Source organism: Hamadaea flava (assembly GCF_024172085.1).
Taxonomy (GTDB): Bacteria; Actinomycetota; Actinomycetes; order Mycobacteriales; family Micromonosporaceae; genus Hamadaea; species Hamadaea flava.
In genome coordinates, this window is record NZ_JAMZDZ010000001.1 from 2,444,124 (window position 1) to 2,463,667 (window position 19,544).

At 70.4% G+C, this 19,544-nt stretch carries 17 protein-coding genes; 10 read left to right on the top strand and 7 right to left on the bottom strand.

The features are described 5' to 3' along the window. Window positions 1-2: 2 nt before the first annotated feature. Window positions 3-1,034 carry a peptidoglycan-binding protein gene (locus tag HDA40_RS11515; RefSeq protein ID WP_253754835.1) on the bottom strand — a complete coding sequence of 344 codons (1,032 nt, stop codon included), beginning with the start codon at window positions 1,032-1,034 and terminating at the stop codon, window positions 3-5. Then, entirely contained in the window at window positions 1,031-1,582 is a 552-nt protein-coding gene (locus HDA40_RS11520; protein WP_253754837.1) for a hypothetical protein, read from the bottom strand. Before HDA40_RS11520 ends, HDA40_RS11515 begins: the two co-directional genes overlap by 4 nt. Before the next feature lie 116 nt (window positions 1,583-1,698). Between HDA40_RS11520 and HDA40_RS11525 the strand changes: the two genes are divergently transcribed. From HDA40_RS11525 to HDA40_RS11570, 10 genes are all read left to right on the top strand, one after another. Further along, window positions 1,699-2,415, top strand: coding sequence for a response regulator transcription factor (locus HDA40_RS11525; RefSeq protein WP_253754839.1), 717 nt, complete (start codon window positions 1,699-1,701; stop codon window positions 2,413-2,415). Continuing rightward, a complete protein-coding gene (locus tag HDA40_RS11530) occupies window positions 2,412-4,034 on the top strand; it encodes a sensor histidine kinase (protein WP_253754841.1) in 1,623 nt (540 codons plus the stop codon). The genes HDA40_RS11525 and HDA40_RS11530 overlap by 4 nt, the downstream gene beginning before the upstream one ends. A gap of 98 nt (window positions 4,035-4,132) precedes the next feature. Beyond that, window positions 4,133-4,873 (top strand): Type 1 glutamine amidotransferase-like domain-containing protein, encoded by a 741-nt coding sequence (locus HDA40_RS11535; RefSeq protein WP_253754843.1) that lies wholly within the window; start codon window positions 4,133-4,135, stop codon window positions 4,871-4,873. Window positions 4,874-5,076: 203 nt separating this feature from the next. After that, window positions 5,077-5,661, top strand: a complete 585-nt coding sequence (locus HDA40_RS11540; RefSeq protein WP_253754845.1) for a GTP-binding protein — start codon at window positions 5,077-5,079, stop codon at window positions 5,659-5,661. A 38-nt stretch (window positions 5,662-5,699) separates the two neighbouring features. After that, entirely contained in the window at window positions 5,700-7,085 is a 1,386-nt protein-coding gene (gene lpdA, locus HDA40_RS11545) for a dihydrolipoyl dehydrogenase (protein WP_253754847.1), read from the top strand. Window positions 7,086-7,102: 17 nt separating this feature from the next. Beyond that, entirely contained in the window at window positions 7,103-8,080 is a 978-nt protein-coding gene (locus HDA40_RS11550; RefSeq protein ID WP_253754849.1) for an aldo/keto reductase, read from the top strand. Between the two features lie 90 nt (window positions 8,081-8,170). Beyond that, window positions 8,171-9,283: a DUF4352 domain-containing protein gene (locus tag HDA40_RS11555; RefSeq protein WP_253754852.1), complete on the top strand. Its 1,113-nt coding sequence runs from the start codon at window positions 8,171-8,173 to the stop codon at window positions 9,281-9,283. A 7-nt stretch (window positions 9,284-9,290) separates the two neighbouring features. Then, window positions 9,291-10,073 carry an SDR family oxidoreductase gene (locus HDA40_RS11560; RefSeq protein WP_253754854.1) on the top strand — a complete coding sequence of 261 codons (783 nt, stop codon included), beginning with the start codon at window positions 9,291-9,293 and terminating at the stop codon, window positions 10,071-10,073. A 348-nt stretch (window positions 10,074-10,421) separates the two neighbouring features. Further along, window positions 10,422-11,216: an alkaline phosphatase family protein gene (locus tag HDA40_RS11565; RefSeq protein ID WP_253754856.1), complete on the top strand. Its 795-nt coding sequence runs from the start codon at window positions 10,422-10,424 to the stop codon at window positions 11,214-11,216. Further along, complete coding sequence (locus HDA40_RS11570; RefSeq protein WP_253754858.1) at window positions 11,216-12,067, top strand: DMT family transporter; 852 nt, start codon at window positions 11,216-11,218, stop codon at window positions 12,065-12,067. Before HDA40_RS11565 ends, HDA40_RS11570 begins: the two co-directional genes overlap by 1 nt. 164 nt (window positions 12,068-12,231) lie before the next feature. On the opposite strand, the gene HDA40_RS11575 is transcribed toward HDA40_RS11570, so the two are convergent. From HDA40_RS11575 to HDA40_RS11595, 5 genes are all read right to left on the bottom strand, one after another. Then, on the bottom strand, window positions 12,232-13,080 hold the full coding sequence (locus HDA40_RS11575; RefSeq protein ID WP_253754860.1) for an alpha/beta fold hydrolase: 849 nt from the start codon (window positions 13,078-13,080) through the stop codon (window positions 12,232-12,234). A 5-nt stretch (window positions 13,081-13,085) separates the two neighbouring features. Next, the gene (locus HDA40_RS11580) at window positions 13,086-14,252 is read right to left on the bottom strand and encodes a hypothetical protein (protein WP_253754862.1); all 1,167 of its coding nucleotides are present in this window, start codon (window positions 14,250-14,252) and stop codon (window positions 13,086-13,088) included. Next, on the bottom strand, window positions 14,249-15,235 hold the full coding sequence (locus HDA40_RS11585) for a hypothetical protein (RefSeq protein ID WP_253754864.1): 987 nt from the start codon (window positions 15,233-15,235) through the stop codon (window positions 14,249-14,251). Before HDA40_RS11585 ends, HDA40_RS11580 begins: the two co-directional genes overlap by 4 nt. Before the next feature lie 67 nt (window positions 15,236-15,302). Beyond that, window positions 15,303-17,936 (bottom strand): glycoside hydrolase family 2 protein, encoded by a 2,634-nt coding sequence (locus tag HDA40_RS11590; protein WP_253754866.1) that lies wholly within the window; start codon window positions 17,934-17,936, stop codon window positions 15,303-15,305. Between the two features lie 11 nt (window positions 17,937-17,947). Beyond that, complete coding sequence (locus HDA40_RS11595; RefSeq protein WP_253754868.1) at window positions 17,948-19,537, bottom strand: beta-N-acetylhexosaminidase; 1,590 nt, start codon at window positions 19,535-19,537, stop codon at window positions 17,948-17,950. Between the last annotated feature and the right edge of the window lie 7 nt (window positions 19,538-19,544).

A 19,544-nucleotide genomic window follows, 5' to 3' on the forward strand; every position in this document is an offset into this window, starting at 1 on the left:
GCTCATGCTGGGACCCTGACCGTCGTGCCCTCGGCTACGCCGCTGCCGGTGATCTCGACCCGGCCGCCCGCGAACAAGCCCACCCGGACCGCCACCACGGTGGACTTCCCGCCGTCCACGACCTCCACGCCGTAGCCGCCTTCGGCGAGGGCGAGCAGGGCCGCGATCGGCACGGTCAGCACGTCCTTGCGTTCCTGGGCGGCATGGCGGACGGTGACCGTGCCCCGGTCGAGGCGGCCGAGCGCCTGCTGGTCGGCGACCGCGACGAGAATCGTCACGCTGGGACCGTGGCCCTCCGACTCGGGCGCGTCTCCGATCGAGTCGACCTTGCCTTCGGCCGTCGTCCCGTCGGGCAGCTCGATCGTGACCTTCGCGGCGCGTACGGCCCAACCGGCGTCGGCGGTCTGCGCCGACACGGTGATCATCTTCGTTGTTCCGGTCGCCGACACCACGTCGCCCGGGCTGGCCGCGCCCAGCCGGACGAGCTGCTGAGCGACACGGACGGCGGCGGGGGCGTACACGACCTGACCGGCCGCGACGACGCCTGTCTCGGGCAGGCCGAGGTCGGCCTGCCAGCGTTTGACCGCCGTCGTGGTGGACGCCGAGAACTCCTTGTCGACGGTGAACCCGGTGTAGCCGAGCGCTTTCAGGTTGGTCTCGAACTGGGCGACGTCGGCGCCTTCGACGCCGGCCTGCAGATCCCGATACATCGGCAGCTGTCCGTAGAGGAGGACCACGGGCTTGTCGTCCACGCGGACGAACGGCTTGCCCCGCGTGATTGTCGTGCCCGGCGTAGCGAGCCAGGTCACCGTGCCCGCCGCAGTGCTCGCGATCGGCTGGGCCAGGCCGAAGCCCATCTGCCCGTCCATCGTCACCCAGCTGACCAGAGTCTCCCGCTTGACCGGCACGTTCTCGGCCCGGCTCGGCTCGGTCCCGGCCGCGTCGGGCGTACCGCCGCCGAAGCCGACCGAGGCCCAGGCCGCCGCCCCCGCCACGACGGCGACGGCGACGGCCACGACGACGGAGCGCCTCATCCCTGGGCCTTGCTGGGATCGGTCCGCACGCCCCCGTTGATGATCGGCGAGCAGATGACCTGCGCCCGGAGATCGGCGTCCGAACCGCTTCCGGCATACGGCCCGTCCTCGGGGTAGTACCCGTCCGGACCCGGGTCGGGGAACTCTGGCATCCCGTTGTCCCGCATGCACTTGGCGTACTTGCGGGCGTTCTCGATCTCCTCGGCGGTCAGGACCGTCTTCTCCTGCAACTCCGCCGGCACCGGTGGCAGCAGACCGCCGCACTTCTGCTGACCGGCGCGGAACTTCGGGTCCGCCTTGAGTTTGCGCAGGTCGCCTTCGAACGTGTACCGGCCTTTGGCGTCGGGGTCGGTGACTTTCAAGCCCTCGGCCCGCAGGCACGTCACATACACCCGGACTGCCTCCACGTACGCGCCGACGACGTCGGAGGTCGGGGCGACGGTCGGGCTGCCGCCCGCGCTCGCCACCTTCGGGTCTTCACCGCTCTGGCCGCACCCGGCGAGCGCGGTCGCGAGCGCCGCCACCGCGAGGATTCGTGTGATCTTCACGGCGACGGACGCTAGGGCCCCGGTCATGAAGATCTTGTGAAGAACCTGTGCGGGCGGCATGCGGCGCTGTTGCCGCAGCTACCGGCCATGTTCACGGCCCGCATAAGGTGGCCCGCATGGGAGCGCGCGTACTGGTGGCGGAGGACGACCGCAAGCAGGCCGACCTGCTGCGGGTCTACCTCGAACGGGAGGGGCACAGCGTGCTCGTGGTCGGCGACGGCCGGGCCGCGCTCGACCGGAGCCGGGCGTACCGGCCGGACCTGGTGGTGCTCGACGTGATGATGCCGCTGGTCGACGGGTTGGACGTGTGCCGCATCCTGCGAGCCGAGTCCGACGTGGCGATCCTGCTGCTGACCGCGCGCAGCGCGGAGGACGACTTGTTGCTCGGCCTCGACATCGGCGCCGACGACTACATGACCAAGCCGTTCAGCCCCCGGGAGCTGACCGCCCGCGTACGCGCGCTGCTGCGCCGGTCCGGGCGGATCTCGTCGCCGGAGGAAGAGGTGCTGACGGTCGGCGAGCTGACCGTCGACCCCGGCCGGTTCGAGGTACGCGTCGCCGGCCGCCCGGTCGCCGTGACCGCCAAGGAGTTCGGCATCCTGCAAGTGCTGGCGGCCGAACCGGGCCGGGTCTTCACCCGCGCCCAGATCATCGACCGGGCGTTCGGGTTCGACCACTACGTCGAGGAGCGGACGGTCGACGCCCACGTGATGAACCTGCGCCGGAAGATCGAGGACGATCCGGCCGCGCCGCGCTACGTCCAGACCGTGTACGGCCGTGGCTACCGGATCTCGCCGGGCTCGCCGGGCTCGCCGGGGCAGGTCGCGGCATGAGTTTCCGGCTGCGGGTCCTCCTGCTGACGGTGGTGCTGGTGGCGACGTCGTCGGCCGCCACCGCCTGGTTGACCCTGCAACAGGCCAACCAAGCCCTGACGAGCTACGTCGCGGCCAGCCATCGCGACGTCGAGGACGCGGTCGCCGAGCTGGCCGCCTATGGGCGTACGCATCCGACCTGGTCCGGCGTCGAGAATCCGGTGCGGACCCTGGCCGGACGGCTCAACCAGCGCATCCGCGTGGTCGCCGATTCCGGGGCCGTCCTCGCCGACTCCGACGTGCTCGCCGGCCGGACCGCCCGGCCGACCGTCGGCGCTCCGTCGCTGGTGGATGCCCGCCCGGTCGTCGGCTTCCCGTCCGGCTTGGACGCATACGGCCGATTCCGATTCGTCATGACCGTCGCGGACAACTTCTACCGCGGCTGGATCATGACGGCCTGCGCCGCCGAAGCCGGTGCCGACGTACGTGTCGTCGAGACCAAGGGCAAGCCGCCGTACTTCGAGATGATCGGCGGTGCGGAGGCGACCCGCAGCGCATGCAACCGCCGAGCCAAAGAATCCGACCGGCCGCGGGGGCCGATGGACACCCGGGGCAAGGAGTGCCTGAATCGCGACGAGGACGGCTCCTGTCTGATCGGGTTGCTGAACGAGGACCTCGCGGCGTACGCCCCAAAGCCCGTCCAGGTCTATCTCGGCGCGCTGGACGAGGTCCCGGCCCGGGGCATCCCGGCGCGGGCCATCGGCCTGGCAGCGGCTGCGGTCGTGCTGGTCACCGCGGTGAGCGCCGTCCTGCTGAGCCGCCGGGTGCTGCGGCCCATCGGCGCGCTCACCACCGCCTCCCGCGCGATGGCGACGCAGGGCCGGGCCGACCCCGTCCCGGTCACCGGCCACGACGAGCTGGCGGAACTGGCGCGGGCCTTCAACCGCATGGCCGGGTCGCTGGCGGCCAGCGAGGAACGGCAGCGACAGCTCATCGCCGACGTGGCCCACGAACTGCGTACGCCCCTGGCGAACCTGCGCGGCTATCTCGAGGCGCTCGAAGACGGCGTGATGCCGCCGAGCCGCGAGCTGTTCGCCTCCCTGCACGAGGAAGCCCTGTTGCAGCAGCGCATCGTGGACGACCTGCAGGACTTGGCGATGGCCGAGGCCGGCGTGCTCGCGTACCACCGGACGACGGTGGATATCGCCGAGCTGGCGGAGACCGTGCGGACGGCCCATGCCGCCGTCGCCGAGGCGGCCGGGCTGAGTGTGGAAGTGCGCACCGACGGCGAACCGACCGTGTACGCCGACCCGGACCGGCTTCGCCAGGTCTTGGGCAACCTCCTCCGCAACGCGATCACCGCGACCCCGGCCGGCGGCCGGATCACCCTGACCGTCACGGCGGACGGCTCGGCCGCAACCGTGGCGGTGAGCGACACGGGACGCGGGATCGCGTCCGCCGATCTGCCGCACGTGTTCGACCGGCTCTGGCGGGCCGACCCGGCCCGGAAACGCGGCGGCAGCGGCCTCGGGCTGGCCATCGCCCGGCAACTCGTCAGCGACCACGGCGGCACGATCGACGTGACGAGCACGGTCGGCGTCGGCACCACCTTCACCGTCCGCCTCCCCCACCCCACTTGATAGCTGCGGATCACGGTTACGCATGCCTCCCATGGGTTCGGAGGCATGCGTAACCGTGATCCGCGGGAAATGCGAGTCCGCGCAGTACGCTGAATCGCATGGCAGGACCCATCGCCCTGGTCGGCTCCGGCGAGTACACCGACGCCATGTTCGACGTCGACAAGCACCTGCTCGACGGGCGTCCGCGGCGGTACGTCCAGATCCCGACGGCCGCCGCGCCCGAGGGCGACGGCAGCCTGAACCGCTGGATCTCGCTGGGCCAGCGGCATGCCGAGAAGCTGGACGCCCAGCCGGTGCCGCTGGTCGTGCGTACCCGGCAGGACGCCGAGGATCCCGCGTTCGTCGAGGAGCTCACCCGGGAGACGCCCGGCCTGATCTACTTCTCCGGCGGTAATCCGCTCTACCTCACCGAGACCTTCCGCGACACGAAACTGTGGGCGGCCATCGTCACGTTGTGGGAGAACGGCGCCGCGCTGGCCGGGTGCAGCGCGGGGGCCATGGCCTTCGGCGGCTGGGTCCCCGACATCCGGCATCCCACCAAGGCCGGCGCGCCCGGTCTGGGGCTGGTGCCGGGGTTGCGGGTGTTGCCGCACTTCGACAAGTTCCTGGGCCGGATGCCGAATCTGATGCTGCGGCCGCTGCTGCGACCCCGCGAGGGCATGAGGACGCCGGGGAGCCTCTCGGGTGAGCCGCCAGAAGTGCGGTCAGTCGGGATCGACGAGGACACCGCGCTGGTCGGCGACGGCCGCGAGTGGACCGTCTGGGGCCGATCGCAGGCGTGGCTGCTCGACGGCGGACATCGCGAGGGCATCGCGTCAGGTTCCGCCGTGACCCTGTAACGGTCTGCGGAAACCGGACAGCTACCCATTGCGCGAACCAGATGCCCTGGTAGGGTCGGTCCACAACGGACTCACACATCTCGAAACGTTGTGAGAATCGCGATGACACCTGCCGCCTTGCGGGGGCGCGAGTGTCGCGCGGGAGTAATATCACCGCGTTCGACGTCAGGTCCGCAAGGACAACCCACTACCGGCGGTGATCGATGGTCTCCGGACTTCGCGAAGACGGCAGCAGCCCCGCTTACGCCGTGCCGACCTCTTTGAAGGTCGTCGTCGCGGGCGGCCTCGGCGCCGGCAAGTCCACCCTGGTCGGTTCGGTCAGCGAGATCACGCCGCTGCACACCGAAGAGGTCTACACCACGAAGGACCCGCGCACCGGCGTACGCCGATCGAGCACGGTGACGATGGACTTCGGCTGGCTCACCTTCGACGAGGATCTCGTCCTCTACCTGTTCAGCGCGCCGGGCCAGGAAGGCCTGTGGCCGCTGTGGGACGAGGTCGCGCTAGGCGCCCTCGGGGCGATCGTGCTCGCCGACACCAACCGGCTGAGCGACTGCTTCGCCGCCATCGACTACTTCGAGCAGCGCGGCACGCCCTTCATGATCGCGGTCAACCCGTTCTTCGGCCGTCAGTCGTTCGACCTGCCGACCGTGCGGGCCGCGCTCGCGCTGCGGCCGGGCGTACCGGTCGTCCAGTGTGACGTCCGCGACCCGCGCGCCGGCCGCGAGCTGCTGGTGACCTTGATCGAGCACGTCCACACCCGGACCATGGCCGAGGCAGCCGCTTAGCGGCGAAAGCGCCCCTTCGGCGGGGTAATCTGGCGATCATGAGTGAGCACTTCGACGTCGTCGTGCTGGGCGCCGGGCCCGGCGGATACACCGCGGCGGTCCGCGCCGCCCAACTGGGCAAGAAGGTCGCCGTCGTCGAGGAACGCTTCTGGGGCGGCGTGTGCCTCAACATCGGCTGCATCCCGTCGAAGGCCCTGCTCCGCAACGCCGAGCTGGCGCACATCTTCCGGGACGAGCAGAAGCTGTTCGGCATCCAGGTCGAGGGCACGGTGAAGTTCGACTACACGGCGGCGTTCGAGCGCAGCCGCAAGGTCGCCGACGGCCGGGTCAAGGGCGTCAACTTCCTGATGAAGAAGAACTCGATCACGCAGTACAACGCGCGCGGCACCTTCCTCGACGACCACACGCTGCAGGTCGGCGACGAGCGGATCACGTTCGACAACTGCATCATCGCCACCGGATCGGTGACCCGCCTGATCCCCGGCACCCGGCTCTCCGAGCGCGTCGTGACCTACGAGGAGCAGATCCTCACCGACCAGCTCCCCGGGAGCATCATCATCGCCGGGGCCGGCGCGATCGGCGTCGAGTTCGCGTACGTCCTGCACAACTACGGGGTCAAGGTCACCATCGTCGAATTCCTCGACCGGCTCGTCCCGCTGGAGGACGAGGAGGTCTCGGCCGAGCTGGCCAAGCGCTACAAGCGCATGGGCGTCGAGATCCACACCGGCACCCGGGTCGACGCGATCGAGGACAGCGGCCCCAAGGTCCGCGTGACGGTCACCAAGGACGGGCGACAGCAGGTGCTCGAGGCCGACAAGGTGCTCCAGGCCATCGGCTTCGCGCCCCGCGTCGAGGGTTACGGTCTCGAGAAGGCAGGGGTACGCCTGACGCAGCGCGGCGCGATCGACGTCGACGGCCGGTGCCGGACGAACGTCCCCCACATCTACGCCATCGGGGATGTGACCGCGAAGCTCATGCTGGCGCATGCCGCCGAGGCGATGGGCATCATCGCGGCCGAGACGATCGGCGACGCGGAGACGATGGAGCTGGACTACGTCATGATCCCGCGGGCGACCTACTGCCAGCCGCAGATCGCCAGCTTCGGGTGGACCGAGGCGCAGGCCCGCGAGCGTGGCTTCGACGTCAAGGTCGCGAAGTTCCCGTTCTCCGCCAACGGCAAGTCCAACGGGCTCGGCGACACGGTCGGCTTCGTCAAGGTCATCAGCGACGACAAGCACGGGGAGATCCTCGGCGCGCACCTGATCGGCCCGGAGGTGACCGAGCTGCTGCCCGAGCTGACCCTGGCCCAGCTCTGGGATCTGACCGTGCACGAGGTCGCCCGCAACGTGCACGCCCACCCGACCCTCGGCGAGGCGGTCAAGGAGGCGATTCACGGCCTGTCCGGCCACATGATCAACATGTGATCGGTAGAGTCGGGGACGTGGAGACCGCGATCCTGGGGCGTACCGGCCGCATCGTCGGCAAGGTCGGGCTCGGCGCCTGGCAGCTGGGCGCCGACTGGGGCGAGGTCGCCGAGGACGACGCGGCCGAGGTGCTCGGGGCCGCCGTCGACTCCGGCGTCACCTTCATCGACACGGCCGACGTCTACGGCGACGGCCGCAGCGAGCAGATCGTCGGGAGGTTCGTCCAGGACCGCCCGGGGCTGACCGTGGCGACCAAGATGGGCCGTCGGGTGCCGCAGGAGGTGTCGGCGTACACATTGGACAACTTCCGGCGCTGGACCGACCGGTCCCGGGAGAACCTCCAGACGAACACGCTCGACCTGGTCCAGCTGCACTGCCCGCCGACCCCGGTGTACGCCTCCGACGCCGTCTACGACGCCCTGGACACGCTGGTCGCCGAGAAGCGGATCGCGGCGTACGGGGTGAGCGTGGAGACCTGCGACGAGGCGCTGACCGCGATCGCCCGGCCCAACGTGGCGACCGTGCAGATCATCCTCAACGCCTTGCGGCTCAAGCCGCTGGAGCGCGTACTGCCCGCCGCTCAGGCGGCCGGGGTCGGGATCATCGCCCGGGTGCCACTGGCCAGCGGGCTGCTGTCCGGGCGATACGACGAGCACACGACGTTCGCCGCGAACGACCATCGGAACTTCAACCGGCACGGTGGGGCCTTCGACGTCGGCGAGACCTTCTCCGGCGTGCCGTTCGAGGTCGGGCTGGAAGCCGTCGGCCGGCTGCGGTCGCTGGTGCCGGCCGGTGCGACGATGGCGCAGTTCGCCTTGCGCTGGATCGTCGATCAGCCCGGGGTCAGCGTCGTCATCCCGGGAGCCCGCTCATCCGAGCAGGCCCACGGTAACGCCGCCGCTGCCGATCTCGCGCCGCTGAGCGCCGAGGCGCAGCAGGGTGTCGCCGAGGTCTACGACGAACTGATCCGGCCACTCGTGCACAACCGCTGGTAACGGGCCACCCTAAGCGAGACCCGCCGGTAGCGGGTGGGATTGGACAAACCCGGGATTCGGCGTACTGAAGGTGGCAGCGTCACCATCGCTATGACGATCCTGACTCTCGGGGTGGCCGTCGCCCAGGCGCTTCTGCCGGCCGCGGCCCCAGTCTCCGCACCCGCAGCAGCCGTCCCGGACGCGCCGGTCCAGGTCGCCTTGGAGACCCAGTCCGCCGGCGCGAACACGGTCTACCAGATCGTGCTGACCAACACCTCGGCGCTGCCGATGACCACCACCGTGATCCAGCGTATGCCGGACGGCACGACCAGTCTGGTCGCCGACGGCGCGAAAGTGGACGGTGACCGCGTGGTCTGGTCGGCGAAGGTGGCGCCGAAGGCGCAGACCACGCTCCAGAGCTCTGGTGCGCTGCCCGTGCCACACGCGTCCGAGCCGGCCACTGCCTGCGTCAACGACGCCGCGTCGGGGCGCCTGCTCGACTGCGCCGCCGCCGACGTCGTCGCGGTGGCGGGTCCGGAAGCGCCCTGGTGGCGCCGTTGGCTGCCGTTCGTGGCCCTGGTCGCCGCGCTCGGCGTACTCGTCTGGTTGGGCCGGCGAGCCTGGCAACGCCGCGCGGCACGACCGGCCCGCGAAACCCGGCCCGCCGACGAAGCGCGAACGATCCGCGAAGCGCAACCGGAGCGGCCCAGTCGAGAGCCCGCCTGGTGGGTGCCCGTGGGCCTGGCCGCGGTCGCGGTGATCGTGGTGAGCGCGGTGGCGTTGCTGGTGTTCGTGCCGCGGATGGCGGCCGCGGTGGAGAACGCGCAGGGCGTGCGGGCACACGCTTGGAACGGGCCGCAGTCCGAGGCCGAGGTGGGTCAGGAGGCGTCCGACGGGACCGCCCACTTCACGATCTACTCGGCGAGCTGCACCAAGGGCAAGACCACGACGTGCGATGTCACCCTGTCGATCCGAGCCGGTGACCAGCCCGTTCAGCTCTATCGGACCATGCAGCGGTTGTACACATCGGACAAAACCTGGGTCGAGCCGGATCCGGCCGCCGTCCTCGCGGCCAACTACGGCGACCCCTTCACCCTCGCCGTCCCGCCCGGGCTGGAACGCGTGATGGCGCTGCGGTTCAGCCTCCCGGCCGGCGCGCAGCCGGACCGGCTCGAACTCCACGACGGAGCCTTCGCCGGAGGGATTTACCTGAACCTGGAATGATGTCGCGATGGCGCACTACAAGCCCACCGACGGCATCGTCGTGGTCACCGGCGGAGCAAGTGGCATCGGCCTGGCCCTGGCCCAGCGGTTCGCCGCGGACGGGGCCAGAGTCGTGCTGGCGGACCTCGACGGCGCTCGCGCCGCTCGGGCGGCGTACGCCCTCGGCGAGGGACACGGCGGGATCGGGCTCGACGTCACCGACGAAGAGGCCGTGGCCCGCGCGGTCGACCGCATCGAGGACGAACTCGGACCGATCGGGATCTGGTGCTCGAACGCGGGCGTGGCCACGCCGCCCGGGCTCGGCACCGACTCCGACTGGGAACTGGCCTGGGGCGTCCACGTCCTCGCCCACCTGTACGCCGCGCGTACCGTGCTGCCGCGGATGGTCGAACGGGGCCGCGGGCACTTCCTCGTCACCGCCTCCGCCGCCGGGCTGCTGACCGAACTCGACGTCGCGGCGTACGCCGTCAGCAAGCACGGCGCGGTCGCGCTCGCCGAATGGCTCGCCATCCGCTACGGCGGCGACACCGGCGTCACCTTCTCCTGCCTGTGCCCGCAAGGCGTGCGTACGCCGTTGCTCGACGGCGCGCCCGCGGACTCCGCGACGCTCGCCGCCGCCCCGCTGCTGGAGCCGGCCGAGGTCGCCGACCGGGTCGTGGAGGCCATCGACGAGGGGCGGTTCCTGATCCTGCCGCATCCCGAGGTCGCCCAGTACTCGCTGAACCGGGTCACCGACACCGATCGCTGGCTCGGCGGGATGCGCAAGCTCTACCGCCGCCTCCACCCCTGACCCCCCACCCGCCCCCTTGCCCACCGCCCCCTTGCCCACCCGCCCCCTTGCCCCCTTGCCCCCTTGCCCACCCGCCCCCTTGCCCACCCGCCCCCTTGCCCCCGCCCACAGTAACCGATTACCATCGCCTCCGATCTGCTGCAGATCACGGATACGCATGCTTCCGGCCGCCAAGATCGCATGCATATCCGTGATCTGCCGCTAACGGGAGCGCCGCTAACGGGAGCGCCGCTAACGGGAGCGCCGCTAACGGGAGCGCCGCTAACGAGAGCGCCGCTGACGGGAACGCCGCTGACGGGAACGCCGCTGACGGGAACGTCGCCGGTCGGGCAAGGGACGAGGAGCCGAGTGCCGCACGTGATCGTCTTCGGGGTGGACGGCGTACGCCTCGACACCCTCGCCGCCGCGCACACCCCGCGCATCGACGCCGTCGCCGAGGCCGGGTTCTTCAGCTCCTTCGAGGTCAGCACGTCCGCGCCGGTGTTGTCCGGCCCGTGCTGGACGACGGTGGCCACCGGCATGTGGCCGGAGGCGCACGGGGTCTTCGGCAACAAGTTCGCCGGGAATCGGCTGGCCGTCTTCCCGGATTTCCTGACGCTGGCCAAGCGCGCGGGACTCCGCACGTACGCCGCCCTGACCTGGGCGCCGCTGGCGACCGGCACGTCCGGCGGACCGCTGTTCACCGACCCGACCCGGCTCTCGTACGCCGACGGCGAAGCGCTCGGGCACGCCGAGGCCGATCAGCTCGTCGTCGACGACGCCACCCGTACGCTCAGCACCGGCGCGTACGACGCCGCGTTCGTCTACATCGGAGCGCCCGACGAGGTCGCGCACGCCGTCGGCACGGGCCCCGAGTACCTCGCCGCCGTCGAGCGGGCGGACGCCCAGATCGGCCAGGTCCTCGACGCCGTCGCCCACCTCGACGACCTGACCGTCATCGTGGTCACCGATCACGGCCATCGGGACGAAGGCGGCCACGGTGGGCGTACCACTTGGGAGAAGCAGGCCTGGATCGCGGCGAGTGGGCCCAGTGTCCCAGCCGACGCGGCGCGGGTGTGCCACGCGGACGTCGCACCGCACGTCCTGGCGGTGCTCGGCCAGGACGTGAGCACGATGGCCGGCGTTCCGTTCGGCCGGCGCTGATGCCGCCCACCGCGCTCGCGCTCGTCGCCGCCTCGGTCCTCTGCCACGCCAGCTGGAACCTGCTCGCCAAGCGCGCGGGCAGCGCCAGCGGGCCGGTCTTCGTCGGGCTGTGGTCGGCGGTCGCCGCCATCCTCTGGGCGCCGCTGGGCATCTGGACCTTGTGGACCGCGTGGACCTCGCTCGACTGGCGCACGCCGCTGTTCATCGGGGGTGCCCTGGTCCTGCACACCGGCTACTTCCTCACCCTGCAACGGGGCTACCGCGTCGGTGACCTGTCCGTCGTCTACCCCGTCGCGCGGGGCACCGGCCCGCTGCTGGCCAGCAGCGTCGCCGTGCTGGCCTGGCACGAACAGCCCGGGCTGCTCGGCTGGGCCGGCATCCTGGCGCTCTCGGTCAGCGTGGCGCTGCTCGGCCTTCGCAAAGCGAGCAGCGGCATCGGATACGGCCTGCTCGTCGGCGTGTTCATCGCGGCCTACACACTGCTGGACAAGCAGGCGGTGACGGCCGCCGCCATCCCGCCGATCCTCGTCAACTGGGGCACCGACACCCTGCGTGCGCTGGCCCTTTCTCCCGTACTCGTCCGCCGCCGAGCCCAACTCCGCGACGTCTGGCGCGACCACTGGAAGAGCGCACTCGGCACGGCGATCTTCTCCCCCGCCTCCTACATGCTCATCCTGACCGCGCTCACCCTCGCGCCGGTGACGGTCATCGCCCCGTTGCGCGAGGTCAGCGTGGTCCTCGTGGTCTTCCTCGGCGCGCGACTGCTCGGCGAGCGCGACATGTGGCGGCGGCTGGTCTGCGCGTTCGGCGTCGTGCTCGGCGCCGCCGGCACACTGCTCGGCCGCTCCTGACACGCTTGACGGCGCTCGCTTTCGGTGCTCGCTTCGCTTTTGGCGCTCGCTTCGCTTTTTGGCGCTGGATCAGGGTTATGGGTCGAATCTTGGACCAAGATTCGACACGGATCCCTGATCCAGTGGAGGAGCAGCCAGCGGCCGAGCGGCGAGCGGGCAAGCGGTCAGCGGGGCGTGACAGCGATCGGGTCGTGTTTGGCGAAGAAGTCCAGCAGGAACGGATCCAGTTCGATCGCGTGCTGCTGCGGCAGCGTGTGGTGGGTCGCGTCGGGCAGCATCACGACGCTGACCTCCCGGAGCACGTGTTCGGCGTGCTCGCGTACGGCGGTGACGTCGTGCACCTGGCTCTGCCCGCCCAGCACCAGCAGCACCGGCGCGTCCAGGGCACGAAGCTCCTCATCGGACGGTCGCTTCGGCAGCACGACCTTCGCGCGGTTGCGCCCCTGCGCCCGCGTCGCCACCAAGGTCAGCCAGGCCGGGTCCAGCGCGCGGCCGCCGGTCTCCCATTCCAAGAACCGCCGCCACCGCCGCTCGCCGCCGAAGACCACGGCCGGCAGGCTGCGCCGCACGTACCCACGCGCCATCGGCGCGAAGCAGGTCGTCGGGTCGATCAACGCGAGCCGCCGCACGCGCCGCGTCTCCACCGCCGCCGCGAGCGCCACCCACGCTCCGTAGGAATGCCCGGCCACATCGGCTCGTTCCACGCCCAATCCGTCCAGCACCGTGGCGAACCAGCCCGCGACATCCCTTCTGGTACGCACAGCGCCCCGCCGGGGTCGGCTACGTCCGGCGTCGCAGATGAGGTCGACGGCGTACACCCGGCGCTCCCGCGCCAGCGACTCGACATCGGCGAACCACACCGACGACGTAGCGCCACCCCCATGGAGCAGCACCAACGGCTCTCCGACCGCAGGACCGGCCGCCAGGACCCGGGTCGTGCCGAACCGCGACTCCAGATCGAGCGTCTCGACTTCGACGGGCCACTGCGCCACCACGGCGTCGTACGCGTCCATGACTGTCACTCTGCCAGACTTTGGGAAGTGCCGGCTTGCTCGGCGAGCCGGTCCCGAAGCCGCGTGATCTCCGCCATCCCCCGGGCCTGCTCCTCCGGCGAGGTCACCTCGTAGTACCTCCGGTGGGAGGCCAGACTGCGTTCCGCAGCGACCAGCGCCTCCGCCGGGCGCCCACGTTTCTGCAGATTCTCGGCTCGGACTCCCAGCAGGTTCAGCCGCAGATAGTGAGCCGCCCGGCTCTCGTCTTCCGGCGGCAATATCGCGTCCGCCTGGTCCAGAAGGGCCGCCGCCTCGTCCAACCGCACATCGCATTCGTCCAGCGCGTTGGCATAGTCGGTGTAAGCCTCGGCGAGATCGTGTGGCCGGCCCAGGTATTCGCTGGTCTGCTTCGCGACCGGGAGCAGCTGTTCCCAGATCTCCAGCGTCTCCGCATGACGTTGTTGAGCGTGCAACGCCAGACAATACAGCCGCTGGGCGTTCAGGTACGCCTTCAGCACGACCAGCGACGATTCACGGACATCTCCCAGCAGGTCAACGGCCTGCCTAGCGTTCGCTTCCATCTCGGGCGCCAAGCCCAGGCGATACAGGATGCCCGCGCGGTCGGAGTGGCAGATCGCCAGCGTGATGGCGTCCGGCTCGGCGATTGCGACCGCGGCGTCAAGGTACGCCAACGCCGCTTCCAGCCGTTCCGACATCCGCTCGATCTCGGCGCGAAGAATCAGACAACTCGCGCGCGCGTAGCGGAGCTGCGGATCGCTCAGATCGGCGGACTCCAGGAGCTTCGACGCGCACTCGGTCGCCGCCAGGCTCTCCTGCGGACGGTGCAGCCGAATCCGCGTCTGGGCCAGGCCAAGGAAGAAGATGACGAGGCGCGGTTGAGCGATGCCGCCAGGGCGCTCCGCCAACTCCTCCGTCGCGGCCGACAGGAGCGGCTCGGCCTCGGCGTACCGCTCCAGCGCGGCGAGCGCGAGACCCTCTTCCGCGTCGGCCAGCGCCTCGGCGATCGCGCTAGACCGCACATCGGTGCCGAAGAAGCCGGCGAACCGGCCGCGCGCTTCGCCGACCAGATCAAGAGCAACGTGGTAGTCGGCCCGCTCGTTGGATCGCGCGGCACTCATGAGCTCGTGCGGCGGCTGGACGATGTCGTCTTTGCGGCGGAACAGGCGCATCATCGGGTGCGCTCGTTGTCGCTGCTCGCGAGGTCGGCCATCGTCGTCTCGCGGGCGGCGAGGGCGGATCGATAGCGGTCGGGGAGTTCCTCGGCGAGCTTGCGGGTCAGTTCGACGGACTCGGTGATCGCGGCGAGGCCCTCGGCTGGGCGGTCGAGCGCGCCGAGGACGCGGGCGTGGATCGTGAGCGCCTCGGCCAGCGCGGCACGGTGTGCCGCTGGGGCGGCCGACAGCATCCGGCTGTGTGCGACGGCTTCTTCGGCGACCGGCAGTGCGAGTTCGGGGCGGTCGTTCGCGACGGCGATCTCGGCGGTGAGGGCGAGGCACAACGCGACGATCACGTCCGGATCGCTGGTCGTGGCCCGCCGAGCTTCCAACGCCGTACGCGCGGCCCGGGCGGCCTCGGTGACCTGCGCGCTCCGCAGCAGTTCCCGGCCGTGGAGGTAGAGCGCGGCGTGGTACGACGGCATCGAATGACGGCGGCGGCCGTGGCGTACGTGCCAGTGGAGGGCGCGCTCGGTCGCCGCCAGCGCCTCAGCTCGATCGTCCAATTCGGATAGTGATTCGGCGAGGGCGAGCACCCCGGCCCCGTACGCGCCCCGCACGATTCCGCCGTCGTACTCTCGCGCTTTCGCGAGCGTCGCCTCGGCGGGCCGCAGGTAGACGAGGGCCTCCTCGTGGCGGCCGGCTTCCTGCAGCGCGGTGCCGAGCAGCACTTCGCAGCAGGCCAGCGCATTCCGGCGACGGCCCGCCGTCAGTTCTCGGCACTCCTCGTACGCCCGCCAGGCGAGGTCCAGCCCTTCGGCGTACTCACCACGGGACAGCGCCCGCCAGGCGAGGGCGTACTCGGGGATCTTGGCGAGCGTCCGCCGCGTGGGAGCCAATCGGCGTACGCGGAGCACGAGATTCGCGAGGATCGTCGCCCCGAACACGTAGACGCCGATCAGCGCGAGATACCGCAGGAAGTCGACCCATTTGTCGCTCACTGCCGGAGGGTACCGGGCGGGCTGCCGCGCCGCAGCCCGCCCGGACCTCCCATTCCCCGCTAGGGGTCTAGGGGATCGGCGCCACCGCCGTCGGCACGTTGTACCCGCGTAGTCGCAGGTAGGGCGCTTGCCCGCCGAGGTCGGCCGTGGCGTACGCGGCCGTGATCGTGGTGGACTCGCCGGGCCACAGCGACACGTAGTTCTCGGTGTAGGTGACGGGCAGGACTTCGGTTCCGCCGCTGCCCGCGATGATCTCCGGGCGGAGGAAGAACGCGAGGTTGGCCGTGCTGGTGTTGGTCAGCGTGACGGTGACCGTCTCCTGACCGCCGCTCACCGTTCGCGTCGCCGACGAGGCGACCGACGGGTTCGCCGGCAGGCTGTTCAGGCCGGTCAGGTTGGCGAAGGTCTTCGTCGTCGTCGAGTACCAGTTGCTCTTGTTCCCGAGCGCGTCCGGTGTCGTCGAGTACCAGTAGAGGTTGTTGCTCACCACCGTGCCGGCGCCGTCCTTCAGTTGGAGACGCAGGAAGTACGTCGAGGTCAGACCGTTCGGGGTGGGCACTGTCAGCGCCTGTGTCGAGGCGTTCGCCGCCGCGGTGACCGGGGCCGTCGTCGTCGACACGGTCGCCAGGTTCGGGATCGTGTGCAGGGTCGCGGTGGCGGTGAGCCCCGCACGGGCGGTCAGCGTCGAGTTCACCACGAAGACCTTCTTGGTGGCGTAGTCGTACGCGATGTGCACCGGCTCGTCGGCCTTCTTGGCGCCGAAGAAGCCGCCGCCCGGTTTGAAGTAGTAGTCGTAGAGGTTCCAGTGCACCGAGGGCCAGGCGCTGTTGAGCATCCAGAAGATGGTGCCGAAGGACTGGCTGTACTCGTGGGAGTTCCACGCCTCGAAGAACGCCCGCGTGTTCTCGTAGTTCATCAGCTCGGCCTTGAGCGCGTAGTCGGCCGCGCTCGTGGCGGTGCCGTACCGGCGGTTCAGGCCGTTGGAGTACATGCCGATGTCCGCGAAGACACTGCCGGCCTTGCCCGCGTGATAGTTCCAGGTCGCGCCGATCGGCCACAGTTCACCGGCCGGGATGAACTTCTGCAGGCTCTCCAGCGGCGGCGGGGCCTCGGTGCCCTCCTCCCCGGTGGTCCCGAAGGCGCTGCCGGCCTTGGTCGTGTCCCACCAGAGCACCGGCGGCGCCCACTTGTACGGGCCGTCCATCTTCACGCCCGCGTTCGCGTTCGACCAGGTCGCGACGTTGTCCAGCGTCGGGTTCTGCCAGTGCAGGCGGGTGGCGATCGACTTGTACGCCGTCAGGTGTGCCGCGGTCGGCGGCTGGTCGCTGCCGTACGCCCAGACGAAGACGCTCGGGTGTGCGCGCAGTGATCGGAGCTGGGTCTCCAGCGACGCCTGGGCGACCTGGGTCTGCTCGGTGCTCCAGCCGGAGTCGTTCTCCCAGGCGCTGCAACAGGTGAAACCGGGCATGATCAGTACGCCGGCCGCGTCCGCCAGGTCGTACAGCTCCTCGTTGCCGAGGGTGCCTTCGAGGCGGATCGTGTTGAGCCCCATCTCCTTGACGTAGCGGACGTGGGCCGCGTTCGTCTTGGTGTCCCAGCGCTGGAGCATGTCCCACATGTAGCCGCCGCCCCGGAACAGGATGTTCTGGCCGTTGATCCGGTAGCCGGCGAAGGCGGTCCCGTTGACCGTCGTCCGGTAGTCCGTCACCTGGCGTACGCCGAAGTCGACGCTCTTGGTGTCCGATGTGGATCCGGCGACGGCGGCGGACAGGCTGAGCTGGTAGCGCTCGGGCGAGCCGAACTGGTAGGGCCACCACAGCACGGGGTTGGCCAGGTGGAGCTGCGGGTACGCCGCCGGGTCGAAGGCGATCTCCCGGCGCTCCCCCGCCGCCAGGGTCACCGTCTGGCTGACCGTCACGGTCGGCTGGCCGGGTTTGCTGATCGTCCCGGTGACAGTGGTGGTGACGGGCGCGCTCGTCGCGTTGACGGCGTCGGCGTACACGGTCAGGTCGGCCGCGTTCGTCGCGGGCAACGGCAGCACCGTCTTCACGTACGGGTCGCGCAGCGCCACCGGGCCGGTGGTCTCCAGCCTGGTCTTGCCCCAGAGCCCGGCGTTCATGTCGGGCACCTCGGGATTCCAGTCGACCGTGCAGAACGACAGGTCGGCGCAGCCCGGTTTGGCCGGGGTGACCCGGATGGCCAGCGCGTTCGCCTGGCCGGGCCGGATCGTCGAGGTCACGTTGTACTCGTGGGCGGCCAGCGACCCGACCGCGTTCGCGTCGAGCTGCACCCCGTTGAGCCAGATCTGCGCCCGATAGGTGATGCCTCCGAAGCGCAGCCAGTATGCCTGGTCGGCGGCGGCCGCGGCGGCGGTGAACTCGCCCCGGTACCACCAGTCCTGCCCGGTCAGGGCCGGCACGTTCTTCAGATTCTGGCCGACGTAGATGTTCTGGTAGACGTTGTTCGCCACGAGCCCGGCCAGCACGGTCGAGGGCAGCGTGACCGGGTTCCAGCCGGCGGTCGAGTAGCCGACCTGGGAGATCGTCGCGCCGGTGTCGGCCAGGCCGGTCGCCGAGCGCAGGGCCCAGCCCGACTTCAGCTCGGTCGAGCCGACCGTCGCGCCGTCGGCCGCCGTCGGGCCGACCGGCACCAACGCGATCAGCAGCACGGCCACGGCGAAGATTCGCAACGCGGACTTCATGAGTTTCCTCCTCACGATCCGGTGGGCCAGGTGATCTTCGGGGAGTGGTAGTAGTTCACGCCCATCACCTTCCAGCGCGGGCCTTGCGCGCCGAGGCGCCCGGCGAACGCCGTCCAGTTGTGCGTACTCCAGGGGGACCAGCCCAGCTCGGCCAGCGCGGGCAGGCGGGGGAAGGCCATATAGTCGATGTCGGCGGCCGTGCGGATCGTCTCCGTCCACAACGGACCTTCGACGCCGAGCACCGACGCCTCGCCCACCCCGGTGAGATATGCCCCGGGATTCCAGCTGTACGCCTTGTCGACCTCGATCAGTCCGGCCCAGGTCTGGCCGAGCTTGGTCTTGCGGACGTACTTCATGTCCAGGTATGCGAGGTTCGCCGGGGACATCAGCACCTTGGTGCCGTTGGCGGCCGCCGCCGCGACGTTGCTGTCGGAGCTGGTCGTACCCCAGAACTGGGCGACGGTCGACGGCAGTTCGTCGGACTTGACGATGTCGTGCCAGCCGATCGCCGTCTTGCCGTGCGCGGCGACGATGTTCTGCGCCCGGTTCATGAAGTAGGTGTAGTCGGCCGCCGGGGTCGACGCCGCCTCGTCCCCGCCGATGTGGGCGTACGGGCCGGGGGTGATCGCCGAGAGTTCCCGGATCACGTCGTCGACGAAGGTGTAGGTCAGTTCCAGCGGGACACACAGCGAGCTGAATCCGACGCTGGTGCCCGTGTAGAGCTTGGGCGCGACGCCGTTGCAGTTGAGCTGGGCGTACGAGGCGAGTGCGGCGTTGGTGTGGCCGGGCATGTCGATCTCGGGCACCACCGTGATGTACCGGGCCGCCGCGTACGCGACGATGGCCTGGTAGTCGGCCTTCGTGTAGGAGCCGCCGGGGTCGCCGCCGACCGCCGTGCTGCCCCCGTACGCCGCCAGGTTCGGCCAGGAGTCGATGGCGATCCGCCAGCCCTGGTCGTCCGACAGGTGCAGATGCAGCGTATTGATCTTGTACAGCGCGATCTGGTCGATGAGCCGCTGGACGGTCGCCACGGGGAAGAAGTGCCGCGCGACGTCGAGCATCATCCCCCGGTACGCGAACCGTGGATAGTCGACGATCGTGCCGCCCGGCACCGGCCATGGTCCCGCCTGGACGGTCGTGGCGTCGGCCTCCGGCGGCAGCAGTTGCCGCAGCGTTTGCAGGCCACGGAAGAGCCCGGCCGGTTGCAGGGCACGGATCGCGACGGTGTTGGCGGCCACGGTGAGCTGGTATCCCTCCGGGCCGACCGTCGCGGGCGCGCCGGACAGCAGCAGCGAGATGCCGTCGCCGGGAGTCGAGCTGGGCGCGTCGGCCACGGGGAGGGCGTACCCGGTCGAGCGGCGCAGCTGCGTCGCCAGGAAGGTCGCCACCGCTTGGGCGGTGGCCGATCCGGGTTCGGCGTACACCGTGGTCGCCGAGGTGATCTGGTAGGTGACGCCGGCGGCGGGAACCGCGCTCACCGGGACGGGCACCACTGCGGCGAAGGAGGCGGCCGTAGCGGCCGGTACGACTGAGGCCGTCAGGACGACCGGCGACGACGGGATCGCCAGCACGATTGCGAGTACTGCGCCAAGCCTGGTCATAGATAGG